The following is a 22462-nucleotide window of genomic DNA, read 5'->3' on the forward strand; positions in this document are numbered from 1 at the left end:
GTCCTCATTCAGCGTAAGCAACGGCGCGTTGCAGTCGGGCAAAGGCCGCATCGAGCAGCATGCCCACCACGCCAATCAGCAGAATTGCGACGATCATCCGGTCGAGACGCAGGCCATTCCATTCGTTCCACACCACGTATCCAATGCCAGTGCCGCCAACGAGCATCTCGGCAGCGACGATCACGAGCCACGCGATGCCGATGGAAATGCGCATTCCAGTGATGATGGTCGGCGCTGCCGCCGGCAAGATGACGGTCAGTGCGGTCTTGGCAGTGCTCAATTCATGTGTGCGCGCGACATTGACCCAGTCTGAGCGAACATTGGCCACACCAAAGGCTGTGTTTGTCAGCATTGGCCAAAGCGAGCAGATAAAGATCACGAAAATCGATGACAATTCGCTGTCACCAATGGTGAAGAGCGCGATCGGCATCCAGGCTAACGGCGAGATGGGTTTCAATACCTGAATGAAGGGATCAAGGGCTTTATAGAACATCGGCGACATGCCAATGAGAAAGCCGAGCGGAATAGCCACTGCGGCCGAAAGCGTATACCCAATCAGGACCCGCAGTAACGAGTATCCCATCTGAATGCCGTACCCCATGTCGTTTGTGCCAGCGACGTAGAATGGGTCAGCTATCGTTGCCCACAATTCGCTGCCGATCTGGGTAGGCGAAGGGAAAAGCGAACCGGGCGCTGGCGCGCTGTTTTCATCGGGGACGCTGATGCCGAGCGCGCGGATGCCACCGGCAGCTTCGATCATTGAACGCGACAGATTCAAAGAGGCGATTTGCTCCAATTGGGCAAACGCGACGCCTTGAGCCGAATAGTACTCAATGTCCTCGGGAAGCATATTGTTCCCAAGCAGCGTATCCATCTCGGCCTGTGACAACTCGACACCTGCAGGGCCGGTGTCCGGAACATGTGTTGCTGCATGCCAAATGAAGATGCCAGCCAACAAGATGGTCAACGACAGCAAAGTGCTGCGTATATCTATTTTCTGAACCATGAAAATGTTCCCAAAACTCATAAGTTAAGACGGGGCAAGCATGCTTGCTCCGTCTCCGTTACTTTGGGTCTGGTTCAACCGATGGTGCGGGTGAACGGCTGGCTGTCTATGAACTCCTGCGCTGCAGCGGGCGCAAACTCGTGGCCCTGAATATCGACGGGCGCGTAGACATCCTGTTCAGCATCAGCGAAGGTCAGGTTCGGGTCTGCCGCCATCATCGCGCGCATCCGCTCACGAGTGGTGGTTGTCATGACCAGTTCTTCCGCAAGGGTTGCGTAGTTGGTGTCCGTGTCGATGTAGTTCCAGCGCCGCAATTGCGAAAGCACCCAGGTCCCCATCGTCTGGGTTGGCAACGGCATGAACGAAATCCGGTCAGGAACGTTTTTGATGTTGCCTTGGCCATCGGGGAACACACCAGTCAGGATCTGTTTCAGAATTTCGACTGGCTGGTTGAGGTAGTTTGCCGGCGCCATCGATTCCGCGAATGCAACGCGGCCTTCTGACGTTTCCGCTGAAGCCGTGGCTTCCAGGATGGAGGTCGTCAAAGCCATGGTCGTGTTCGGGTTTTCCGTGATGAATTTTTCAGACAAACCGAACACACAGCACGGATGTTGCTTCCACAGATCCAGTGTCAGTTTATGAATGAATCCAACCTGGTCGTAGACAGCACGCTGACAGAATGGGTCGGGCGCGAGATAGCCATCGACGTTTTCCGAGCGCAGGTTTGCGACCATTTCAGGCGGCGGAACCACACGGATCTGGATGTCACGATCCGGGTCGAGGCCTGCAGCGGCGACGTAGTTGCGCAGAAGCAGGTTGTGCATCGAGTATTCAAACGGAACCGCGAACTTGAACCCTTTCCAGTTCTTTGGATCCTGATTGTCGCGGTGCTTGTTTGCCAGAACGATCGCCTGGCCGTTGGTGTTCACGTTCGACACCACTTTCCACGGTTGCGCTGTGGACCCAATGCCAAGTGACATGGCCATCGGCATCGGGAAAAGCAGGTGCGAACCATCGTATTCACCGTTCAGACACTTGTCGCGCGACACTGCCCAACCAGCCGTTTTGACAATATCAACATCAAGACCATAGCGTTGATAGAAGCCCAGCGCATGGCCGCCGATGATTGGCGTGGCGCAGGTGATCGGTACAAAGCCCAGCGTCAACTTTGTCTTCTCGAGGTTTTTCATGGCTTCTTCGGCCATAGCCTGAAGAGACGTCAGCGGGAAAACTGTCGAGACGGCGGCAAGTGCGCCTGTCACACCGGCGCTGCGCAAGAACGCACGACGTGAAATGTCCGTTTTGAACAGTCCCTGCATGACGGAACTTTCGAGCGCGCGCGCCATTCCGACTTCCGCGTTCAACGATTGCTTCGCGCGACGCTTCAATATGTCGGCATCTGCCTTCGAGAGCCCCGCATAGGGATCGGCAGGGCTTTCTGAAGCCTCACCACATTCGTTCCAAACATCGATGTTTGGATTAAACGGGTCTTTGAAGTGGGTCATGTGTTACCTCTCACGATACTGCATGGACTGACGAGACACCCTCACGACGAACCTGCTTTCATCAGAACCTGGAAACGTGCGCCGCAAGCGGGAGGTTGTGAGACCAAACAATGCGAGGGCTTTGACTATAAAAATAGCCACTTTCGAAATTTTCAGAATTTTTTTAAATTTGAATGATTTCAATAATTTAATTCACTAAAGAATAGCCAAAAAAATACGAAATTTCATAATTTACCAAATTTCGTATAAAATGCCGAAGTTGCGCATCAAGCCGGATGGGTGGAATGGATAGCAGTCCGACGGATCAGAATTTGTCGCTCCAACTTGAAGCCATCCCGCTTCCACTATTGGTGCTCGATGCGAAAGAAGATCGTGTTTTCAGTTTGAATGCGGCTGCACGCCGCCTGCTGGCTGTTTCGCAGTCAGACGACGTCCGGTTTTCAGCTTTGATCGGATCGGACATTGCCGAATTCGTCGTATTTCTGGATGAAGTTTTCCATCGCGGGTCAGCATGGACGCGCAAGACAGTGCTCACCAGTCGAAATGGAATGTCCATCGAATGCGAAATTCGAGCGAATGTGCAGGAACACGACACGCATGCCCCCCTTTTCACGCTGCTGATCTTGGAACTCAGCGAACTGTCTCAGCACGAGAAACAATATGAGACCGGTCAGCTTCAACGTGAAGGTATTGTGGCATGGAAGCATGCGGAAGAGTTCTTTGCAGAGTTGGAGCTGCAGAACCAGCTCATCCTCAACGCAGCCGGAGAAGGCATTTATGGTGTCAACACTCAAGGACAAGCCACATTCGTCAATCGTGCAGCGCAAGAAATGCTTGGTTGGACGCTTGAGGACCTTGTGGGAAATGTCATTCACGACATCATCCACCATCACCATACCGATGGCAGTGTCCATCACGCACATGATTGCCCCATCTACAAATCGTTTCGCTTTGAACAGGTGATGCGGGTTGATGATGATGTATTCTGGAAGAAGGACGGGAAACCAATACAGGTGGAATACGTTTCAACCCCAATCTACAATCAAAAAGTCTTGGCTGGCGCAGTGATTGTCTTTCGAGACGTTACGGAACGGAAGATCAATGAGAACAAGCTCATTGATGCCATGAATGAGGTGGCGGATCTCAGAGATCGCCTGGAACAGGAAAACGCGTATCTGCAGCTGGAGATAACCAAAGAACGTGCCCATCACCATGTAATCGGCCGCTCTGCCTCGATCCAGCAGCTTCATGCCAAGATTGATCTGGTTGCGCCCACCAGCGCACCGGTGCTGATCACCGGTGAAACGGGAACCGGCAAATCAATCGTCGCTAATGCGATACACAAGAATAGCCTCCGGAAAGGGCGGCCTCTCATTCGCTTCAAATCTGGTTCGATTAGCCGGACCGCGATCGAGGCAGAATTGTTCGGGCACTATGATAACGCTGCAGTAGGTGAAAAACCGAAGATGACCTCGGGCGCCATTGAGTTGGCACATGGTGGAACGCTGTATATCGAAAATGTGTGTGAGCTGCCTCTCGAAATTCAAAACAAGCTCTTGGGTGTTCTGCAAGACGGCAGGTTCAAGCGTATAGGAGACAATCAATTCAAGAACCTCGATGTACGGGTCATTGCTGCAAGCATCATCGACATCGAACGCGAAGTTTCAGCTGGCAGATTTAGCGAAGAACTCTTTTTGGCACTGAATGTCTTTCCCATCAGCTGCGTTCCTCTGCGCGATCGCAAAGACGATATTCCCGACCTCGTAACGCATTTGTTGTCGGTAGCCTGTGAACGCCTCAATCGACCTGTGCCTAAAGTGACAGAGCGCACCATGCGAATGCTGAAAGAGTATACGTGGCCAGGTAATGTGAAAGAGCTGCGCAATGTCATAGAACGCGCGGCGATTGTGTCTCGAGGCGAGAAATTGATTGTGGAACTCGGTGGTGCGGTCGGACCGCGCACGCAGAGCGCCAAGACGGTCAGAACCGAATACGAAATGCAGTTGGAAATACGCGCCAACATCGTATCTGCTCTCAAAGAGACACAAGGCAAGGTGTCTGGCAAAACCGGCGCCGCTGCGTTGCTTGGCGTCGAACCGACGACGCTTTATTCGCGCATAAAGAAACTCGAAATTGAGAAACGGGAATGGCAGCTGCTTCATGGCGAGTCTTAGCGATTGAGAGTTTGAGACAGATCCGCCGTCTTGCGTGCCACAGTTGAGTGCTTTCATTCAGCTAGCAAACCTAAAAGTCTATGCTGCAAGCTGATGGACCCTGGGCAAAACTAACTCCAGTCTTTTTTGTTCCGTCGCGAACGACTGCTTCCAGCCCATTTTCGACTATCAGCCCGGCAAGTTCTCCCGCTATTAAGTCCGATCTCGTTACGTCTTGAGAACCAGCCGCCCTGTGTCGCGGCAATAGGCCCTCATGGAGAACCTTCACCTTGTGCGTTTGAAGTATCTTCGATGTGTTTTGTCATCTGACTGATGACCTGTTGCGCCGTCGCGATGTCTGTGAGGGAAAGGTCCTTTGAAAGGTCATTTACCCAGGGGACCTGTAACGCGATTGCAGCTTCAAACAGGGTCTGACCTTTTGATGTCAGCGCAACCAAATGGGCTCGTTTGTGATGCGGGTTTGGCTGAAACGCGACAATGCCTTCCTTTTCCAACTCGTTGACGATGCGCTGAACGCCCTGCCGATGAACGCCCATGGTGCGCGCGTGCCAGGCAACAGTCTCTGTCCGTTCAGCATAGGCAATTGCCCCGAGTATCTGCCATCTCGCACTGGTCAATCCGAGTTCCGCTACGAGCCTGTCGCCCGCCAACTGCAGACGACCGTTTAACCGAAACACATCCAATATCAGCGTTGTCACGGCTTCTCCTGCCTTTGTCCATTGCTCGTGTGGCATGCCAATTCCTCATGCTATTTGACAACATGTTGTCATTATGTTTAAAACTATCCTTATTGACAACATGACACCAAATTGTCGATGCAATCAAGGAGTGACCCTGATGGTCCAATTCAAGCCGCTTGATCCCGCCTTTCCAATCGAACACCAACTTGGCGTGGAGGCCGGGCCGGTGGTTCTGGTCAACCTCTTCACAGTTGACCCGAAAGATCAGGAGGCATTGGTAGAAGCATGGCGCAATGACGCCCTGTGGATGAAGAAGCAGCCCGGCTACATCAGCACGCAGCTGCACAAGGCAGTCGGCGAAAGCGGGATGTATTTCAACTACGCCGTTTGGGACAGCGTTGAAGACTTCCGCAATGCCTTTGCCAATCCTGAGTTTCAACAAGCGCTCAGCCACTATCCTTCCAGCGCTGTATCTGCACCGCATCTGTTTGAAAAGATTGCCGTTCCAAACTGTTGCACGGCCTGAAACGCTTTTCTCACAGCGACTTAACGAGGATATTCCGATGAAAACTCGGGTTCACGCGATAGCAGGCGGCATCGGCTTCCTGATGATCCTGCTCTTTTGGACATCAACCGCATTCACTGAACTGTTCACCAGTCACGAAACGGTCGCGACGGTCAAAGCCCTGATATTAAGGGGCATGTTCATACTCATCCCGGCGATGGTCATTGCAGGCGGATCGGGAATGACTTTGGGCAAAAACCGGACCGATGCCCTGGCGAATGCGAAGAAGAAGCGGATGCCGGTAATCGCAGCCAACGGTTTGCTGATCCTGCTCTCAGCCGCGTGGTTCCTGGCGGGAAAGGCTGCTGCGGGCGAATTCGACACCGTGTTCTATTTTGTCCAGGTGGTTGAGCTGTGCGCGGGAGCAGCAAATCTGACCATGATGGGCCTCAACATTCGTGACGGGCTCACAATGACGGGGAGAATTGGGCGCTTCAACGCCTCCAATGCCGGTAGTCAACATCCGAGTATCGAAGAACGTCCTTCCGGGCCACTGGTTGCCAAGAACATTCCACGGTTCACTGGTACCAATGGAGAGAAGCTCGATGTCCAACCGGTAATGGCGTTGTGCCGGTGCGGTCACTCGAAGAACAAGCCCTATTGTGACGGATCCCATAACGACATTGGGTTTTCGAGCGAACCTGCGCCGGAGCGGACACCGGACGAACTGAGGGTCTTCAAGGGCAAGCAGCTTGATGTGCACTACAATCGGCTTCTTTGCTCCCATGCCGGTGGATGCGGAAAGCGCTTGAAAGCCGTATTCGACACCACCCGAGACCCATGGATTGCTCCCGACAAAGCCACTCCGGATCAGATCAGAGATACGGTCAAAGCTTGTCCCTCAGGCGCACTTTCCTGGAGTGAACCAGGAGGGACAGCGATGCACATCTGCGGCGATGCCCCGGAAATCGCAATTGAGCACAACGGGCCGTTTCGCGTTACGAGGATCCAGCTCGCCTCAGGCGTGAAAGCCGAGGGCGCTTCAGAAGACAAATACGTACTCTGCCGATGCGGAGCATCCAATAACAAACCTTTTTGCGATGGCTCCCATTCCGAAATTGGTTGGACCGAGCAATCAGCCTGAACGCCTCCCGAGCGAATGACACTATGAAAAGCACATCTGAAAAATACGGATCCGTTGCCGTCACAATTCATTGGCTGAGCGCCTTTTTGATCCTGGTGCTTTTGGGCACCGGATTTCGTGCGGCAGCAACGACCGACACCCTTTCGAAGGAGGAGATCCTGACGATCCATGCGTCTCTGGGCATTACGATCTTGCTTTTGACGGTGGCCAGGCTTGTGTGGTGGGCACTTGCCGATCGCAAACCTGTTGCCCTCGCAAGCAGTCCGGCCTGGCAAAATCTCTTGGCCAAATTCGTTCACGGACTGTTTTACATCGTGATATTCGGCATGGCTGCCAGCGGCATTGGCATGCTGGTTCTCTCAGGTGCAGGCTCAGTCCTTTTTGGTGGCGCCACCGCTCCGCTTGCCGACTTTTCCGACTACGCACCACGCATACCCCACGGCATCGGTGCACGCGTCTTGCTTTTGCTACTCGCGTTTCATATTGGCGGCGCACTCTTTCACCAGTTCATCAAGAAGGATGGATCAATTGCGCGCATGTGGTACGGCGGACATTGAAGCGACCCTCGGATGTCTCCGCCACAAAGAAGCAGCGGCATCTCAGTCTCAGACTTTAGAACGTAAGTCCTTCTCCCGATTGAGCCCGGTCTCCATCCGTGCCTAAAATTGGATGTCCGTTGGAGGCGGGCAAAAAGATTGAAGCTTTTGGGAGGAAGCTGTCGGATGACTGAAAACACGACCACTCCGGAAAAAAATGCGCCAGCTACCGAAAAGGATGCAACGGGCGCAACCGGACTGCGGCCCATGCCCCAGGTCAGGAAGATTACCGCGAACGACGTGATAGATGCATTGGCGGCTGGTCTTGCGGATATACGGCGCGCTCCGGTTTATGGACTGACGATCGGTGCCCTGTTTGCTGCCGGGGGCCTGTTTGTGGTCTTGAGCGCTGCAGCACTTGAAATGAGTTACTTGTCCTATCCGGCAGCCGCCGGTTTCGTGCTCATCGGGCCATTTGCCGCGGTCGGACTTTATGAAGTAAGCCGCCGCCTGGAAAGCGGCGACGAAGTCTCCTGGAAAACGGTGCTTGGAACCATCTGGGCACAAAAAGGCCGCGAGCTTTCCTGGATGGCCTTCGTTGTGCTCTTCATCCAGATCATGTGGATGTACCAGGTTCGGCTGTTGCTGGCGCTGTTTCTGGGGTTTCGCTCATTCGCCTCATTCGATGAATTCCTGACCCAGGTGATCACAACGCCTGAAGGCCTGATGTTCCTGGCCGTCGGCCATGTTGTCGGCGCGATCCTGTCGCTGCTCCTCTTCTCTTTGACCGTCGTGTCCTTCCCGCTGCTTCTGGAAGACGATCGCGACTTCATCACTGCGATGATCACCAGCGTCCGCGCCGTCGTGACGTCGCCTGTGCCGATGATCGGCTGGGCGATTGTCGTAACTGCGGTCCTGATCGTGTCCATGGTTCCGGCGTTTCTCGGTCTGATCGTGACCCTGCCGATCCTCGGTCATACAACCTGGCACCTTTACAAGAAGTGCGTGGTTCTGCCGGATGAAACCTAATACTGAACTGTCATCCGGATCAGGTTGAATAGTGCTCAGCAAGAAATCGAACAAGCAACAAAGTCAGGCTCTCACGACGCGATTTGTCTGGCCACACGGCGTAACAACCAAGTGACCGCAGGGTCCAATCAGGCAGCAGCTCCACAAACTCACCGTTGCCCAGTCCCTGTTCGGCAACATGTCTCGGCAGGACCGTGATCCCGAGGTTTTGATGCGTAAAGTGGTAGAGGGCATCCAAGCTGTCGACAGTCAGCTGCGAAATCCCGGATACTCTGGCAGTCCTGCCATCCCGGTTTGAAAACTCGATCAGGTCCGCGCGTTGCTCGTAGCGGATCCAGTGCCAATGCTTCAGATCGTCCGGATGGTCGGGGGCAGAGCGCGACGCTGCATATTCGGCACCTGCGACTAGCACACGCTGATACTCCCCAAGTTTCCGAGACATCATCGAGCTGTCGTCAAGCCAGCCGACACGAATGTTGAGGTCAATGCCATCCTGAATAAGACCAAGCGGATGGTCTGAATAACAGACGGAGAGTGTTACGCCCGGATGGTCCTTGATAAACTCGCCAACCAGCGTGGAGAGCGGAGACGACGCCAGGAAGGTCGGGATGGATATCCGCAAATCTCCAACTGGGTCTATCGACAGAGCATTCAGCTCGTTCAAGCCAGTTTCGGCACTGTGCAGCATGTCGACCACGCGAGGGTAAAAGATGCGCCCCTCGCTGGTCAGTGCGATTTTTCGCGTGGTTCGATGAAGCAGCGTGACACCCAAATACCTTTCCAGATCGGACACTGTCTGACTTATTCTGGAAGGTGCGAGGCCGAAGTCTTTCGCCGCGGCTCGAAAAGATCCTTCATCCACAACTCGCGCAAAAACAGCCATATGCCTGAGATATTCGATCATTGTTCTGTTTTTCGGACTTATCAAATCTGATTTCAACGAATACTCAAATCAATCGACTGTCAATAGATAAGCCGTGTGCACGGAACAGGTTGTCCTCTCAACGCCAAGCGATCCGTTTGAGACCAGATCCGAGCCTATTTCAACGCATTCAGCACTGACACCAAACTTGTGAGGCCCCCAATGAATCGCAGATCCGCTTTAAAAGCCACCGGCCTGACCGCTCTGTCGATGGCACTGGCGCAGCAGCCAGCCAATGCCGAGAACGCGACACAGAGCTCCCTCAAGACCGTCATGGACTTCATGGGTGCCATGGGCGGTGGGGATAGTGCAAAGGTCGCTAGCCTGATGGCAGACGACATGGTCTGGCACAACGAAGGTGATCCGGCTCTTCCCTGGATCGGCACTTGGCAGGGCAAAGAAAAGATCTTCGAATTCATGGGGCTTTTCGGCGAGAATTTTCAGACAACGGAATGGACGAACACAGATGCTTTTGCCTCGGCTGATACCGTTGCCGTCTTTGGAAAGATGAACGGTATAACGACAAAGTCCGGTAAGAACATCGGCGAGTTCACATTCGCGCTACGCGCCAAGGTCCGCGACGGCAAGGTCGTACTCTGGAACTGGTTCGAGGACAGTTACGCGGTCAGCAAGGCCTATCACGGCTAGCACCTTCCGCCGCATGGCATGCCTAAGCAACCTGGCAGTAAAGTTCGCAACTGAATCTCGTTCAAACACAGGGAAAACCAATATGGGAACAGGTCTCGACAACGTTCGCAAGATTTACCTGGAGGGCATTGCCGCCGGGAACGCTCGAGAAGCTGTCCAAAAATACACCGGACATCGCTACACACAGCATTCAACAGGTGTCGGAGACGGTGTTGAGGGGTTCCTGACCTTTTTCGAACCGTTCCTTGAACGAAATCCAAAGCGGGAAATCGAGATTGTCCGCATTCTCGAAGATGGGCCCTGGATCTTTTGCAGCGCCTTTCAGTCGCTCAACGACGGGGCCGCTCGTTGGGTGACCATGGACATGTTCTATACCGGGGCAGATGGGCTCATCCTGGAGCATTGGGACACGATTGCTCCGTATGCTGCCAAGACCAAATCGGGTGCGGACATGGTAGGTGGAACAACGGCGATTGATCACAGCGCGGATACAGCCACGAACAAGGAATTGGTGCTGGAGTTTACGAAACAGGTCCGACAGGAAGGACATCTGAACCGTCTCGACCAATTCGTTGCGATGGACCTCATTCAGCACAGTCCCTCCATCGGCCCTGGAGGACGAGGCTTGGCGGACTGGTTCGCTTCCGAAGCAGCAGGGTCCTATCAGATGCTCTTCAAGCTGATTGGACAAGGAGATTTCGTCGTAACCTATGGCAAACGCCGCGCTTCAGGAAAAGATATCGCGGTGTTCGACGTTTACCGGATTGCAAATGGTGTAATCGCGGAGCACTGGATGAACGAAGAAACAATTGGCCCACGCGAGACCTGGGGCAACTCCGGAAAGTTCTGAACTATAGGCTTGTTGGATCCGGCAACGACCGGCACAGGAGACTAGGCTTCGCCCTCTACTTCCGCTTCCATCGCAGCCTTGCGCTCCCGCCATTCGTTCAGAAGCTCAATGTCCATCTCTGGCGGACGATAGTCGACGCGAGTGAGATACAGTCCGTCCGCCGGGGCAACCGGTCCGCAGGCCTTGCGGTCACGTGCTTGCAGCGCACTTGTGATGTCTCCTGCGCCCCACTTCCCCTCGCCAACCAAGCGTAAGGTGCCAACCATCGAACGGACCTGATTGTGCAGGAACGACCGTGAGGAGCACTCGGCAATGACGAATTCTCCCTCTCGATAGACGCTGAATTCCTCAAGTGTCTTTTCCGGGCTCTTGGCCTGGCAGCGCGAATGGCGAAAGGTCGTAAAATCATGATGGCCAACAAACTCCTGCGCAGCGCCGTGCATGGCGGCCGCGTCCAGTTCGGGCTTCACATGCCACGCGAGCCCCAACTGATGGGTCAGCGGTGGCAATCGGTTGTGGATCCGGTACCGATAGGATCTGCGAATTGCAGAGAAACGCGCATCGAAGCCCTCATGCATTTCTTCAACATCCAGGATCACAACCGGGTCCGGCTGACAGTGAAAATTCATGGCGCCCATAATGGTTTTTGTCGGCCATGATTTGCTCAGATCCGCATGACAGGCCTGACCTGTCGCGTGCACCCCGGTGTCTGTACGCCCTGCGCCGCCAATCGTTACCACTTCACCCGTGAACGCCTTGATGGCACGTTCGATCACGGCCTGTACAGACGGTCCGTTGGCCTGGCGTTGCCAGCCGCAAAAGGGCCGGCCATCATATTCAACCGTCAGCTTGTAGCGTGGCATTCCCGGCGCCGATCTATTCGAATTCTTGAAACGGTGTTGCAAACGCCACTTCGATCGGCAGGTCGCGGGTACCGGCATCCGTCAAAGCCAAGGCCATGAATGCCGCTCCGGCATAGGGCCCTTGGACCTTCTGGGCCAATTCGGCATCAAAACCGAACCTTGGGAAGAAGGCCGGTGGGCCGAGCACCAGAACCAGGTCTTCGCCGTTTTCCTTCAAGGCCTCCAGTGAAACGCGCGTCAGCGTCGTGCCGATGCCCTTGTTTTGCTTGTCGGGTAAGACGGACACAGGCGCAAGGCAGGCAATCTGCATGGCCTGTCCCGCACCAATAGCAGCCGGTGTTACCCTGCTATAGGCAACATGGCCGACAATCCGTTTGGTTTCATCCAATGCCACCTGCTCCAGAACAAGCGCTCCGCAGTGACGCAGGGTGTTTACCAACCGAGCTTCCCGGTCAGACGGAAAGGCAGCCGAGATCAGAGCCCGGATTTCGCTTTCATCAGCCGGGGTAACGTTTCGGACGGTCAGGTTGGGAATGGCGGTCGGCGGCATCGTTCTTTCTCCTGTCGTTCCAGACTAGTCCAGAACCACCCCTTCAGATAGGGAAACTCCTCGCAGGAAGTCCTCGCCACTCATCGGCCTTTTTCCAGCCCGTTGAACTTCGTCCAGTCGCACGGCCCCTTCGGCACAAGCAATCACGGGTGCTCCATTTGCAGATATCACGGTCCCCGGTGTGCCGGAGCCTTCAGATAGTGCGCTGCGCAGGATCTTCACCCTTTCAGGTTTGGTGCCAAGAGTCATTTCGCACCAGGCACCGGGAAATGGCGACAATCCCCGAATGTGATTGTGAACATCGCCTGCTGTCTGTGACCAATTGATGCGCGTCTCCTGCTTTGAAAGTTTGGCAGCGTAAGTGACACCCTCTTCCGCCTGCGCCTGTTCACCAAGCGCGCCTCTTGAGAGCGCTGCTAGCGCACGCACCATAAGATCTCCGCCCAAGGCTGAGAGGTGATCATGCAGTTCACCTGCGGTCATGTTTTCGGTAATCGCAACTGACTCAGACATGCAGACCGGGCCGGTATCAAGCCCTTCTTCCATCCGCATCACCTGCACAGCGCTTTCCTTGTCACCGGCCATGATAGCCCGGTTTATCGGTGCTGCGCCGCGCCAGCGCGGCAAGAGGGAAGCGTGCAGGTTGAGGCAACCGAATTGCGGTGCGTCCAAAACCGCCTTCGGCAGCAGAAGGCCATAGGCAACGACGACCGCAACATCCGCATCAAGGCCCGCAAAACGCTCCTGTTCGTCTTCGCTCTTCAGACTGGTGGGTGTGAACACCGGGATACCAAATGATTCCGCAGCTTCGTGAACTGGAGACTTCTTGAGCTCCATTCCGCGTCCTGCCGGGCGTGGCGGCTGCGAATAGCAGGCGACCAGATCATGGCCCTGACCGACGATTTCCATCAGGGTCGGCACCGAGAAATCCGGAGTGCCCATAAAAACAACACGAAGAGACATGGGGGTCCTGAGGCTTAAAAGGATTTTGCCCCTTATTGCGTTTTGGGGCGTGCCTTGCAAGCGTTTGAGTCAGGTTGTTCAAGCGATTGCAGCGAAGGAAAGCGGCATCCCCTTACGCTGCGGGCTATGCCAGGCCGGGTAACAAAACCTTGAGACTTTCTGCCATCATTTCCATGGCAATCGCCGCCAGGATCATACCCATCAGGCGACTCATCACACTGTTTGCGGTTTGACCGATGAAGCGAGACAGAAACGGCGCAGCAAAGAAAGTCCCGACAAGCAGCGCGATTGCGGCCGACACACCCGCGACATAGGCAATTTCCTGCTCCAATCCGCTGACTTGCCCTCTGAAAATGATCATGGTCGAGATCGACCCGGGTCCGAGCAGAATTGGGACTGTCAAAGGATAGATTGCAGGATTGTCCTGTGACTTCATGTGCTCCTTTTCAGAAGTCGTACCATGATGGGCCTGCGTCTTCTGACCGCGAATGAGGTCAAGCGCAATCAACAGGATCAAAAAACCGCCGGCGAGCCTGAATGCGTCCAGCGAAATTCCGAAGACCTTCAGCACGATGTCACCACTCAGCCCAATGAAAATCGCACCGATGCTGAGACTGATCAAAAGCGTGAACGCAACCTTGCGTTCAAACGCCGGCCCCTTGTCAGCGGTCAGCGACAGGAATACCGGCAAATTGGCAATCGGGCTCATGATGGCGAAAAGCGCGGCAAAGATTTTCAGGAAGAACTCCTGATCCATATGCTTTGCCCCTTCTCATTCCCCGGAGATTAGATTCGTCCGGCCTGTTTTGCCTGTTTCGTGAATTTCTTCACGACCCGATCACGCTTCAGTTTTGACAGATAGTCAATGAACAGTTTGCCGTTCAGGTGATCGAGCTCATGCTGAATGCAAGTCGCCAAAAGGCCGTCGGCCTTGATTTCCTGTTCAGCCCCCTCCCGGTTCAGAAACTGTATTGTCACTTCAGCCGGCCGCTCAACATCCTCGAAATACTCCGGGATCGAAAGACAGCCTTCCTGATAAACCGACATGTCCTCGCTGGACCAGACGATTTTCGGGTTGATGAACACCATTGGTTCCTTAGGGGCATCTTCCTTCGCGACATCCAGCACAAAGATACGTTTCAAGATGCCGATCTGGCTGGCCGCAAGGCCGATGCCCGGGGCGTCATACATTGTTTCCAGCATGTCATCAGCAAGCGCACGGGCATCATCATCGACTGTATCGATGGGCGCGCAGATCTCGCGCAGGACCGGATCCGGAATGGTGATAATAGGGCGTATCGTCATGCGACTGACATAGGCAATCGCGCCGCGCCGGTCAACGCGGAATTCCGCTGCTCCCTAACCGTTTTCAACGCCCTTCGGCAGGGTGCTGGATGGGCCTTCCTTCCGAATCGTTCTATGTTTGTTTCATGAATGAGATCCTGTTTGAGTTTGGCGGACGTCCCGTCACGGTTCTTGAAACCGCGATCGCGGGTGGCTTGCTGCTGCTGACGCTTATTGTCTGGCTGGTCCTGAAGACCATGCGCGAAATCCGGCTGCGTGCCGAGACCGACACTGCTTCCGCGGAACGCATCCACGAACTTGAAAGTCATTTGTCTCAATTGCTGAAAAGCCAGGGTGAGATGACCGGGCGCATGCAGACAATGGCAGAAGTCTTCGGGTCGCGGCAATCGGACATGATGCGCGCCGTCAACGAACGACTCGACGGCATGGGTCACAAACTTGGACTTTCCATGGCCGATACCAGCAAGCAGACGCAGGAAGGCTTGCGCCATGTACACGAACGGCTGGCCGTCATCGACCGCGCCCAGCGGACGATTACCGACCTGTCCGGTCAGGTCGGCCAATTGCAGGCGATTTTGTCCAGCAAGCAGACGCGAGGTGCTTTTGGGCAAGGTCGAATGGAGGCCATCATTCAGGACCAGATGGCACCCAGCACCTATTCGTTTCAGGCAACTCTTTCCAACAACAGCCGTCCGGACTGTCTGATCCACATGCCGAACGGGGCCCCTTCCCTTGCCGTTGACGCAAAGTTCCCGTTGGAGGCCTTCAACCTGCTCCGCAAAGCGGAAAGCGACGATCAGCTCAAATATGCACAAGCCCAGTTTCGACGAGACTTTTCAAAGCATATTCAGGATATCGGCGAAAAATATCTCTTGCCTGGGGAAACCCAGGACACAGCGTTTTTGTTCGTGCCTTCGGAGAGCGTCTTTGCGGAACTGAACGAAAGCTTTGAGGACCTCGTCCAGAAAGCGCACCGGGCACGAGTGGTGATCGTATCACCATCTTTGCTCATGCTGTCGATCCAGGTCATACAATCGGTCCTGCGCGACGCGAAAATGCGGGAACAAGCACACCTCATTCAAGCCGAGGTTGGACACCTGATCGCCGATGTCAGCAGATTGAATGACCGGGTTGGCAAGCTTCAGTCCCACTTTGCGCAGGCAAACAAGGACATCGATCAGATCCTTATTTCAACCGACAAGATCTCCAAGCGCAGCCGCAAGATTGAAGACCTGGAACTCGGTGAGCCTGAAGGCAAAGGCCAGGATGTTTCCGCATCCGAGCCCCAGTTGGCGTTAACGCCCAAATCATGACAACTTGTTTCGGGTCTATACCTGTTGGCCTTGAAACGTAAACTGGCCAACCTCCGCGCGTCCCTTGAGCCTGCATGCCGAGAGCACAAGCCCGACCTCAGTGCGGTTTTTCACGTCCCATCATAGGAGTGGTCCATGCCCGTAACACTGCCAATGGATGTTTCCCAAACTGAGCCGCCGACCACTTTTTCGCCGCCTCAACAAGCACTCTGGTGGCTGAAGAAAGGAGCGCTTGTGCTGGGCCCTGAATGGGAAAAAGCGCATGGAATCTGTCAAGCCTCGGAAGGGGAAGCCGCGCATGACTGGGTCCATGGATTGTGCCATCTGATCGAAAACGACCCTGGAAATGCAGCTTATTGGTTTCGCCGCGCCGGTCGACCAAACAGCACCAATGACATCGCCGCGCTTTGGCAGGAAATTGCGGAATCGATTTGATCTGGCGCTGAAAATGGGGCGCTCCGGATAAGCTATTCAGACCCGACCGCCGGCAAGCGCCGCGCGCGCGTGATTGCTCCCCATTCGGTGTCCGCAATCCTTTTGATGGCCTGATCCATTGGTTCATGGGAAACGGTCATTGTGTTTCCGTTTGCATGCAGCAAGACGTTGGGGCCGGCCACAATACCGACATGACCGCGCCAGAAAATCAGGTCCCCTCGCCGGAACGCCGACGGATCTTCATGAGGGATCTCTTCGCCGACTTCAACTTCCTGCATGTCACTGTCTCGTGGAGTATCTATGCCGGCTGTTTGTGCCGCCAACTGGACCAATGCCGAGCAATCAAGTCCCAGACTTGTCCGCCCACCCCAAAGGTATGGTGTGCCGAGAAACTCCTCTGCAGCAGCGACCCAGTCACCGTCCCGTGCATCAAGCGGAACCAGATGCTTTGCAACGACCGCGGACCCATCACTCAGGAGAGCGTAATTCAGTCCCCGCGTTACTGCCTCGCCGACAACAGTGACCAGCGACCCCATCGACAGGAACCCGAGCTGCGGAAACTTCAAGTCTGGACCCGGGTACCGGAATGTGCGCAAGGCCCGCACGCGGTGGGTTGCCGCTTTGATTGGTCCAATGCCGTCCGATGAAAACCAGCCGACATATCCATCAGTGTCCAATTGCCCCCAAGCCCAGCCTTCGGTCGTTTGCTCGAACACTGTTACCCACTCACCGCATAGAGCTTCGGTGTCAATCGAGCGGTCAAACCTGGGATCTGCCCGAAAGGCCAGTCGGTCCGCCGTTACTTGAAAGATCTCTCCTTCGACGAACCGGTCCACCTGCACACGGCCGTCATAGTCAATTGAGGCAAGGTCAGGCCGGACAGGATGTCGGCGGCGATCAAGGGTCTCATTCATAGTTTCTCAACACGGGCCAGAATTCAAAAATTCAGCGAGGCAGTTCCTGCGCCTTTTCAACCACAAGATCTCCAAGCTGCTCCAAATAAAGCGCGCCTTCAACCGTACGGGTGATAATTACATTGCGTTTGTCGGCTTCGTCCCGCTTCCGCGAGAGAAGGCGCATGCCGCCCAGCGTGTCGAGTGCACGCGTGATGGCCGGCTTCGTGACATTCAGTTTCGCTGCAAGTCCGCGCACTGTATGCGGAGGCGGTTCCAGATAAACGGTGAGCAAGATCGTCATCTGGCGCGCAGACAAGTCCTGTTCGCTGTCGCGAACCAGCGCCAGATTGACTTCATGCAGCAATTTCAGCGCTTGCGACGCGCGAATTTCGACAGCCATGGATCAATGGTTCCATCCCGTTACCACAACCATAAGCGCACAAAAACGTTTCGGAGCCGTTATTTTGCAGATGCAAACTTTTCGGTGATCAGGTCGAACAGACACCTGATACCCTGAGCCTCGCCACCTGTTGGTCTTCCCGGTTTTTCCATTGGCGTCCAGCCGTAGATGTCAAAATGGATCCAGCTTTCGGTGTTTTCGACAAAGCGGGACAGGAACAGCGCTGCTGTGATCGAACCGGCAAAGCCGGTCCCGACCGTGTTTATATGATTGATATCGGCGATCTTGCTGTCGAGATATTTCAGATATGGCTTCCAGAGCGGGAGCCGCCACAACGGGTCACTGGCTGCTTCCGCGAAAACAGACACATCCTCGGCGAGTTCCTCATCGTCGGTGAAATAGGGCGGTAAATCAGGCCCAAGGGCAACGCGTGCAGCTCCCGTCAGCGTTGCCATATCGACAAGAAGATCGGGCTTTTCTTCATCTGCCAGGGTTAACGCGTCACCGAGCACCAGCCGGCCCTCAGCGTCTGTATTGCCGATTTCAACCGAGAGGCCCTTTCGACTTTGCAGAATGTCGCCCGGCCGGAACGCCGAACCAGAGACTGCATTTTCGACACAGGGGATGATCACCCGAAGTCTGACAGGTAGCTTGGCACCCATGATCATGGATGCCAGTCCGAGCACATTCGCACCGCCGCCCATATCTTTTTTCATCAAGCTCATTGAAGAGCCGGGTTTCAGGTTCAATCCACCCGTATCGAAAATCACACCTTTGCCAACAAGTGTAACCTTGGGATCATCCTCCCGACCCCAACTGAAATCGGCAAGGCAGGGCACGCGTGAACTGGCCCGACCAACGGCATGTACCATTGGGAAGCCTTCCTCAAGCAGGTCGTCACCGATGACAATCCGTCCGCTACCGCCATGCGCTTCAAAAAGATCAGCTGCTGACTTTGCAAGCTCCTCTGGACCCAAATCGTTAGCCGGTGTGTTGATCAGGTCACGGGTCAGTTGAACCCCATCGAGGATGGTTCCGATTCGCTCCAGATCAATATCGTCGGGAACTGCAAGACGTCGTTCCTTTGCGTCTTTGCTGCGATATCGGGCAAATGAATAGCTGGAGAGTGCAAACCCAAGAGCTGCCTGCTCGGGATCCGGAAAGCCATCCGCCAGATGGTAGTCTCCCTCGGGAAGCGTTTTTGCCAGACTTCCCAGTGCCAGGGCTTGTGGCAGGCCTGCTTCCAAGACGCCGAACAATACAGCTGCAAATCCGCCATTTAGAGACGGCACGAGCAGAACAGTAGATGCTTTTCCGGCGAAATCGTTGGCTTCGCACCAGCCTCGCGCCTGGTCCCCCAACTTGGCCAGAATGCCGGGCAGGCTTTCCTCTGTGACCGCGATGATAGGGGTTGAGGTTTCAACTTCGCTTTTGCGAACGAGGCACTGGCGCACGTCTGGCACTCCGAAATTTGAGACAGGTCTTCAACAACAAGACCTAGGACGATGAGGACGCGGGCGCAACATCGTGCACCAAAGGATTGGCATTTTCGCATTTCGCAACGCCGCTTAACCATCCATTAGGGTTAATTATCTATTTCTCATGAGGAACGAGAATGCTGCGGACAACAAGGATGTTGAAGATGCACGCGCCCAGAACCGGATCCGTAAAACGACGCTCACGCCTGAATGCCACACTGTTGGCAATGACTGCGGTTGTGCTGCTTGCGGGATGTGCGTCCAACAAGTCCAACACAGGAACGCACTCACCTGCCACAGGTGGTCATTACACAACACCAGGCTCAGGTTCCGCTCGGGCTGCCGTTACCAAATGGTCGAAAGCCTACGAAAAGGACCGGAAGAATCGAACAGCGATTCTCGGGTATTCCAACGCCCTCAGTCAGAATGGCCAGATGCCGCAGGCGATGGCGGTGCTGCGTGGGGGCGTGATAGCCCATCCCAAAGATCGGGAAATCGCGTCGGCCTACGGCAAAGTTCTGGCGATGAACGGTCGGTTCAGCGAAGCACTCAATGTTTTGCAAGGTGCGCAGCAACCAGCAACACCGGATTGGAAGCTGATGTCCGCACAGGCGGCGATCTATGATCAGACCGGTGAACACGCAAAGGCACGCAGCCTTTACAAACAAGCGTTGAAGATCGCGCCCGATGATCCGACCCTGCTCAACAATCTCGGACTTTCCTATCTGCTTTCCAACGAGCTGCCGGACGCAGAATATACACTGCGCCGCGCCTCAACCTTGCCAGGCGCAGACAGCCGCGTTCGGCAGAACCTGGCACTGGTGCTTGGCATTCAAGGAAAGTACGACGAAGCCATTCAAGTCGCCCAAGCGGAACTGGATCCGCGGCAGGCTCAGGCCAACATCGCCTATCTTCAGGAAATGATGAAAAAGCGACAGGGCTAGGCGGAGAGCCTCCCACGAACATGTTTTAGGCTTATGCCGGGAATGGGCGTCCGATATCGGGCGCCCTTTCTGCTTTTCGAACCTGGCTATCAAATGGTGTGTTCAGCAAATCCGCATCTGCGCGGGTGTTCCGCAAAACCGAATACAAGTTTACTCATCAGATTGCCTGCCTAGAAGGAGGATGCTTCGCAACGTTGTTAGCAAGAGTTGAGACGAGCAACTCAGCCCAATGCAAAAGAGGCACGTTCCAACTCAAGTGGAACGCGCCTCGCAGAGTTCAGAAGGTCGAAGGCCTGATGGCTACTCGGAGAAGGTTTCGATAACCTGGATTACAGCTGGTCCCATGATGATAAGGAACAGGACCGGCAGGAAGAACATGATCATTGGAACCGTCAGCTTCGGCGGCAGGGACGCAGCTTTCTGCTCTGCCAACTGCATGCGTTGTTCGCGTGTATCGTCTGCCATCGTGCGCAGTGCGGTCCCAATCGGTGTCCCGTAACGCTCAGCCTGTATAAGCGCCATCATCACGTTTTTCACACCGTCAACGCCTGTTCTCTTTGCAAGGTTTTCGTAGGCAATGCGGCGGTCGCTCAAATAAGAGAGTTCTGCGGTCGTGAGCGTCAATTCCTCTGCCAACTCAACGGACTGGACGCCGACTTCCTCCGCAACACGCTTGAAGCCCTCTTCGATGGACATACCGGACTCGACGCAGATCAGCATCAAGTCGAGCGCATCCGGCCAAGCGCGTTGAATTATGAGCTTACGTTTGTCGATCTTGTTTTTGAGATAAATATTGGGCGCAAATGCTCCGACACCGGCAAACGCGATGCAAAAACAAAGTTTTGAGAATGCCGGCAACGTGTCCGGCATGATCACAAATGCATAGAAGGTCGCAAACACGAAAATAACGAGCGGCAGCGCAATTCGAGCAGTCAGGAAGTAATAAAGCGGTGCAGAACCACGATAGCCCGCCATTCTTAGGTTCTGGATCGTGTTCTCATCTGAAAGCATTTCCTTCAGATTCAAGCGGTCAACCAGGCTCTTCATTTGTGCTTTTGGCTGGTTGCGCAATGCTGCTTTCGCATCACCTTGACCTGCCTGAAGACGGGCACGCTCACGCGCGCGCATCTGATCTCGCTCCAATGCAACCGACTTCATGCGTGATTTCAGGGTGTCACGCGAAAGGAGCGGCATCACAAGAGAGAAAATCGTGCCCGTGACCGCGATCATAGCGAGGACAGCGGCGGCAAATTGCGTCGAAACGATTGTATCAAGGTCCATGCCGACGCCCCTAGAAATCGAAGTTGATCATCTGCCGCATGACCATGATGCCTGTAAACATCCATATCAGGCCGCCGGCAATGATGATGTTGCCTGTTGTTGTTTCAAAAAGGATCATCACGTAATTGGGTGCGATGAAATAGATGATGCCGCCGACGAAAAACGGCAACGAACCGATAATCGCAGCAGAAGACTTCGCTTCCGCACTGAGTGCCTTGATTTTCCGCTTCATTGCCTTGCGACCACGCAGAACCCTGGACAGGTTGCTGAGTGCCTCCGCCAGTCCACCACCGGCTTTTTGCTGGATCGCGACCACGATGGCGAAGAAATTTGCTTCCGCAACAGGCACGCGATCCGGCAATCTGCCGACAGCCTCGCCAAGTGAAATCCCCATCACCTGGGTTTCCGTAATCTTTCGGAATTCAGTGGCAACCGGCTCGCGCGCTTCCCTTGCCACAACTTTGATGCAGTCGCTCAACGGAAGGCCTGCTTTCACACCGCGGACAATAATATCCACACCGTTTGGCAATTCATCCAGAAACGCGTTGAACCGACGCTTGCGTTTGTTACCGATATACCAGCGCGGAAAACCGAGCAGTCCGGCAAAGGCAAATGCAATCCCGATCCAAAGATTCCCCGAAGCAATTAAGGAAACCACGAAGAATATCAGGCTAGAAATAATGCTGAAAATAATGAAGTGTTTCATTTCCCAGCTTAAACCAGCCTGCTCCATCAAGACTTTGAGCGAGACTTTTTGTTGTTTGTCCTGTTTGGCCTTTTGGCGGTCTTCAAAGTCTTTCAACTGATCCTGAATGGATCTCTTGCGCCGATCCGTGTCGCGCGCCTGACTGCGTTGGTTTTCATTTTGAGGCCGTGTTGCTACGGCTTCTATACGCTGGTCGCGCTTCTTGCTGCCGGAAAGCGTTGGCTGAAACAGGCTATAAATGATCCCGCCAACCGCGAACATGACGAGCAGTGCAACGGCGATACCGGTGACTTCGGGCGTAAGAAATTCTTCAAGTCCAGACATAGACA

At 54.6% G+C, this 22462-nt stretch carries 24 protein-coding genes; 10 read left to right on the forward strand and 14 right to left on the reverse strand.

Going from position 1 to position 22462, the window contains the following annotated elements; genetic code table 11:
- Window positions 1–4: 4 nt before the first annotated feature.
- Both ntrB and K1718_RS24285 read right to left on the reverse strand, forming a co-directional pair.
- Window positions 5–1006, reverse strand: coding sequence for a nitrate ABC transporter permease (gene ntrB / locus K1718_RS24280; RefSeq protein ID WP_335343011.1), 1002 nt, complete (start codon window positions 1004–1006; stop codon window positions 5–7).
- Window positions 1007–1080: 74 nt separating this feature from the next.
- The gene (locus K1718_RS24285) at window positions 1081–2511 is read right to left on the reverse strand and encodes a CmpA/NrtA family ABC transporter substrate-binding protein (protein ID WP_152503527.1); all 1431 of its coding nucleotides are present in this window, start codon (window positions 2509–2511) and stop codon (window positions 1081–1083) included.
- Window positions 2512–2795: 284 nt separating this feature from the next.
- Between K1718_RS24285 and K1718_RS24290 the strand changes: the two genes are divergently transcribed.
- Complete coding sequence (locus tag K1718_RS24290) at window positions 2796–4685, forward strand: sigma-54-dependent Fis family transcriptional regulator (protein WP_265680535.1); 1890 nt, start codon at window positions 2796–2798, stop codon at window positions 4683–4685.
- Between the two features lie 251 nt (window positions 4686–4936).
- On the opposite strand, the gene K1718_RS24295 is transcribed toward K1718_RS24290, so the two are convergent.
- A complete protein-coding gene (locus tag K1718_RS24295) occupies window positions 4937–5419 on the reverse strand; it encodes a MarR family winged helix-turn-helix transcriptional regulator (protein ID WP_152503529.1) in 483 nt (160 codons plus the stop codon).
- 103 nt (window positions 5420–5522) lie between these two features.
- On the opposite strand from K1718_RS24295, the gene K1718_RS24300 reads away from it, so the two are divergent.
- From K1718_RS24300 to K1718_RS24315, 4 genes are all read left to right on the forward strand, one after another.
- Window positions 5523–5891: an antibiotic biosynthesis monooxygenase family protein gene (locus K1718_RS24300; RefSeq protein ID WP_152503530.1), complete on the forward strand. Its 369-nt coding sequence runs from the start codon at window positions 5523–5525 to the stop codon at window positions 5889–5891.
- A 37-nt stretch (window positions 5892–5928) separates the two neighbouring features.
- Complete coding sequence (locus K1718_RS24305; protein ID WP_265680534.1) at window positions 5929–7014, forward strand: CDGSH iron-sulfur domain-containing protein; 1086 nt, start codon at window positions 5929–5931, stop codon at window positions 7012–7014.
- Window positions 7015–7037: 23 nt separating this feature from the next.
- Complete coding sequence (locus K1718_RS24310) at window positions 7038–7571, forward strand: cytochrome b (protein WP_265680533.1); 534 nt, start codon at window positions 7038–7040, stop codon at window positions 7569–7571.
- Between the two features lie 246 nt (window positions 7572–7817).
- Complete coding sequence (locus K1718_RS24315) at window positions 7818–8579, forward strand: DUF2189 domain-containing protein (protein ID WP_265682478.1); 762 nt, start codon at window positions 7818–7820, stop codon at window positions 8577–8579.
- 19 nt (window positions 8580–8598) lie between these two features.
- Here the strand turns inward: K1718_RS24315 and K1718_RS24320 are convergent, their stop codons facing one another.
- Window positions 8599–9483, reverse strand: coding sequence for a LysR family transcriptional regulator (locus tag K1718_RS24320; RefSeq protein WP_265680532.1), 885 nt, complete (start codon window positions 9481–9483; stop codon window positions 8599–8601).
- A 180-nt stretch (window positions 9484–9663) separates the two neighbouring features.
- Here K1718_RS24320 and K1718_RS24325 point away from each other — a divergent pair, with 180 nt between their 5' ends.
- Together K1718_RS24325 and K1718_RS24330 are read left to right on the forward strand one after the other, a co-directional pair.
- Window positions 9664–10149 (forward strand): nuclear transport factor 2 family protein, encoded by a 486-nt coding sequence (locus tag K1718_RS24325; protein WP_265680531.1) that lies wholly within the window; start codon window positions 9664–9666, stop codon window positions 10147–10149.
- Window positions 10150–10231: 82 nt separating this feature from the next.
- Window positions 10232–10999, forward strand: a complete 768-nt coding sequence (locus tag K1718_RS24330; protein WP_265680530.1) for a nuclear transport factor 2 family protein — start codon at window positions 10232–10234, stop codon at window positions 10997–10999.
- Between the two features lie 41 nt (window positions 11000–11040).
- Here K1718_RS24330 and truA read toward each other — a convergent pair whose 3' ends face one another.
- From truA to def, 5 genes are all read right to left on the reverse strand, one after another.
- Window positions 11041–11862 carry a tRNA pseudouridine(38-40) synthase TruA gene (gene truA / locus K1718_RS24335; RefSeq protein ID WP_152503535.1) on the reverse strand — a complete coding sequence of 274 codons (822 nt, stop codon included), beginning with the start codon at window positions 11860–11862 and terminating at the stop codon, window positions 11041–11043.
- A gap of 13 nt (window positions 11863–11875) precedes the next feature.
- Window positions 11876–12412 carry a GNAT family N-acetyltransferase gene (locus K1718_RS24340; RefSeq protein WP_152503536.1) on the reverse strand — a complete coding sequence of 179 codons (537 nt, stop codon included), beginning with the start codon at window positions 12410–12412 and terminating at the stop codon, window positions 11876–11878.
- A gap of 24 nt (window positions 12413–12436) precedes the next feature.
- Window positions 12437–13375: a methionyl-tRNA formyltransferase gene (fmt, locus tag K1718_RS24345; RefSeq protein ID WP_152503537.1), complete on the reverse strand. Its 939-nt coding sequence runs from the start codon at window positions 13373–13375 to the stop codon at window positions 12437–12439.
- Window positions 13376–13499: 124 nt separating this feature from the next.
- Window positions 13500–14132: a MarC family protein gene (locus K1718_RS24350; protein ID WP_152503538.1), complete on the reverse strand. Its 633-nt coding sequence runs from the start codon at window positions 14130–14132 to the stop codon at window positions 13500–13502.
- Between the two features lie 29 nt (window positions 14133–14161).
- Window positions 14162–14680, reverse strand: coding sequence for a peptide deformylase (gene def, locus K1718_RS24355; protein ID WP_152503539.1), 519 nt, complete (start codon window positions 14678–14680; stop codon window positions 14162–14164).
- Window positions 14681–14769: 89 nt separating this feature from the next.
- On the opposite strand from def, the gene K1718_RS24360 reads away from it, so the two are divergent.
- A complete protein-coding gene (locus tag K1718_RS24360) occupies window positions 14770–15993 on the forward strand; it encodes a DNA recombination protein RmuC (protein ID WP_265680529.1) in 1224 nt (407 codons plus the stop codon).
- 135 nt (window positions 15994–16128) lie between these two features.
- Entirely contained in the window at window positions 16129–16428 is a 300-nt protein-coding gene (locus K1718_RS24365) for a hypothetical protein (RefSeq protein WP_265680528.1), read from the forward strand.
- Between the two features lie 32 nt (window positions 16429–16460).
- Here the strand turns inward: K1718_RS24365 and K1718_RS24370 are convergent, their stop codons facing one another.
- From K1718_RS24370 to K1718_RS24380, 3 genes are read right to left on the reverse strand one after another with little or no spacing between them, the layout of a single operon-like run.
- Window positions 16461–17342, reverse strand: coding sequence for a C40 family peptidase (locus K1718_RS24370; RefSeq protein WP_265680527.1), 882 nt, complete (start codon window positions 17340–17342; stop codon window positions 16461–16463).
- A gap of 31 nt (window positions 17343–17373) precedes the next feature.
- A complete protein-coding gene (locus tag K1718_RS24375; protein WP_152503543.1) occupies window positions 17374–17724 on the reverse strand; it encodes a MarR family transcriptional regulator in 351 nt (116 codons plus the stop codon).
- Between the two features lie 59 nt (window positions 17725–17783).
- Window positions 17784–19178, reverse strand: a complete 1395-nt coding sequence (locus K1718_RS24380; RefSeq protein ID WP_265680526.1) for a leucyl aminopeptidase family protein — start codon at window positions 19176–19178, stop codon at window positions 17784–17786.
- Window positions 19179–19366: 188 nt separating this feature from the next.
- Here K1718_RS24380 and K1718_RS24385 point away from each other — a divergent pair, with 188 nt between their 5' ends.
- A complete protein-coding gene (locus K1718_RS24385; protein ID WP_152503545.1) occupies window positions 19367–20146 on the forward strand; it encodes a tetratricopeptide repeat protein in 780 nt (259 codons plus the stop codon).
- A 300-nt stretch (window positions 20147–20446) separates the two neighbouring features.
- On the opposite strand, the gene K1718_RS24390 is transcribed toward K1718_RS24385, so the two are convergent.
- Window positions 20447–21427, reverse strand: coding sequence for a type II secretion system F family protein (locus K1718_RS24390; protein WP_265680525.1), 981 nt, complete (start codon window positions 21425–21427; stop codon window positions 20447–20449).
- Between the two features lie 10 nt (window positions 21428–21437).
- A complete protein-coding gene (locus K1718_RS24395; protein WP_265680524.1) occupies window positions 21438–22457 on the reverse strand; it encodes a type II secretion system F family protein in 1020 nt (339 codons plus the stop codon).
- Between the last annotated feature and the right edge of the window lie 5 nt (window positions 22458–22462).

This window comes from Roseibium porphyridii (assembly GCF_026191725.2).
In the GTDB taxonomy this organism is placed as follows: Bacteria; Pseudomonadota; Alphaproteobacteria; order Rhizobiales; family Stappiaceae; genus Roseibium; species Roseibium porphyridii.

Excerpts from the sequence above, each read along its gene's own strand:
- K1718_RS24320 (WP_265680532.1), bottom strand. The coding sequence starts at position 9,483 with ATGATCGAATATCTCAGGCATATGGCTGTTTTTGCGCGAGTTGTGGAT.
- K1718_RS24285 (WP_152503527.1), bottom strand. The coding sequence starts at position 2,511 with ATGACCCACTTCAAAGACCCGTTTAATCCAAACATCGATGTTTGGAAC.
- K1718_RS24300 (WP_152503530.1), top strand. The coding sequence starts at position 5,523 with ATGGTCCAATTCAAGCCGCTTGATCCCGCCTTTCCAATCGAACACCAA.
- def (WP_152503539.1), bottom strand. The coding sequence starts at position 14,680 with ATGACGATACGCCCTATTATCACCATTCCGGATCCGGTCCTGCGCGAG.
- K1718_RS24340 (WP_152503536.1), bottom strand. The coding sequence starts at position 12,412 with ATGCCGCCGACCGCCATTCCCAACCTGACCGTCCGAAACGTTACCCCG.
- K1718_RS24390 (WP_265680525.1), bottom strand. The coding sequence starts at position 21,427 with ATGGACCTTGATACAATCGTTTCGACGCAATTTGCCGCCGCTGTCCTC.
- K1718_RS24365 (WP_265680528.1), top strand. The coding sequence starts at position 16,129 with ATGCCCGTAACACTGCCAATGGATGTTTCCCAAACTGAGCCGCCGACC.
- K1718_RS24315 (WP_265682478.1), top strand. The coding sequence starts at position 7,818 with ATGCCCCAGGTCAGGAAGATTACCGCGAACGACGTGATAGATGCATTG.
- K1718_RS24295 (WP_152503529.1), bottom strand. The coding sequence starts at position 5,419 with ATGCCACACGAGCAATGGACAAAGGCAGGAGAAGCCGTGACAACGCTG.
- ntrB (WP_335343011.1), bottom strand. The coding sequence starts at position 1,006 with ATGGTTCAGAAAATAGATATACGCAGCACTTTGCTGTCGTTGACCATC.
- fmt (WP_152503537.1), bottom strand. The coding sequence starts at position 13,375 with ATGTCTCTTCGTGTTGTTTTTATGGGCACTCCGGATTTCTCGGTGCCG.
- K1718_RS24305 (WP_265680534.1), top strand. The coding sequence starts at position 5,929 with ATGAAAACTCGGGTTCACGCGATAGCAGGCGGCATCGGCTTCCTGATG.
- K1718_RS24290 (WP_265680535.1), top strand. The coding sequence starts at position 2,796 with ATGGATAGCAGTCCGACGGATCAGAATTTGTCGCTCCAACTTGAAGCC.
- K1718_RS24370 (WP_265680527.1), bottom strand. The coding sequence starts at position 17,342 with ATGAATGAGACCCTTGATCGCCGCCGACATCCTGTCCGGCCTGACCTT.
- K1718_RS24360 (WP_265680529.1), top strand. The coding sequence starts at position 14,770 with ATGGGCCTTCCTTCCGAATCGTTCTATGTTTGTTTCATGAATGAGATC.
- K1718_RS24395 (WP_265680524.1), bottom strand. The coding sequence starts at position 22,457 with ATGTCTGGACTTGAAGAATTTCTTACGCCCGAAGTCACCGGTATCGCC.
- K1718_RS24385 (WP_152503545.1), top strand. The coding sequence starts at position 19,367 with ATGCACGCGCCCAGAACCGGATCCGTAAAACGACGCTCACGCCTGAAT.
- K1718_RS24325 (WP_265680531.1), top strand. The coding sequence starts at position 9,664 with ATGAATCGCAGATCCGCTTTAAAAGCCACCGGCCTGACCGCTCTGTCG.
- K1718_RS24310 (WP_265680533.1), top strand. The coding sequence starts at position 7,038 with ATGAAAAGCACATCTGAAAAATACGGATCCGTTGCCGTCACAATTCAT.
- truA (WP_152503535.1), bottom strand. The coding sequence starts at position 11,862 with ATGCCACGCTACAAGCTGACGGTTGAATATGATGGCCGGCCCTTTTGC.
- K1718_RS24375 (WP_152503543.1), bottom strand. The coding sequence starts at position 17,724 with ATGGCTGTCGAAATTCGCGCGTCGCAAGCGCTGAAATTGCTGCATGAA.
- K1718_RS24330 (WP_265680530.1), top strand. The coding sequence starts at position 10,232 with ATGGGAACAGGTCTCGACAACGTTCGCAAGATTTACCTGGAGGGCATT.
- K1718_RS24350 (WP_152503538.1), bottom strand. The coding sequence starts at position 14,132 with ATGGATCAGGAGTTCTTCCTGAAAATCTTTGCCGCGCTTTTCGCCATC.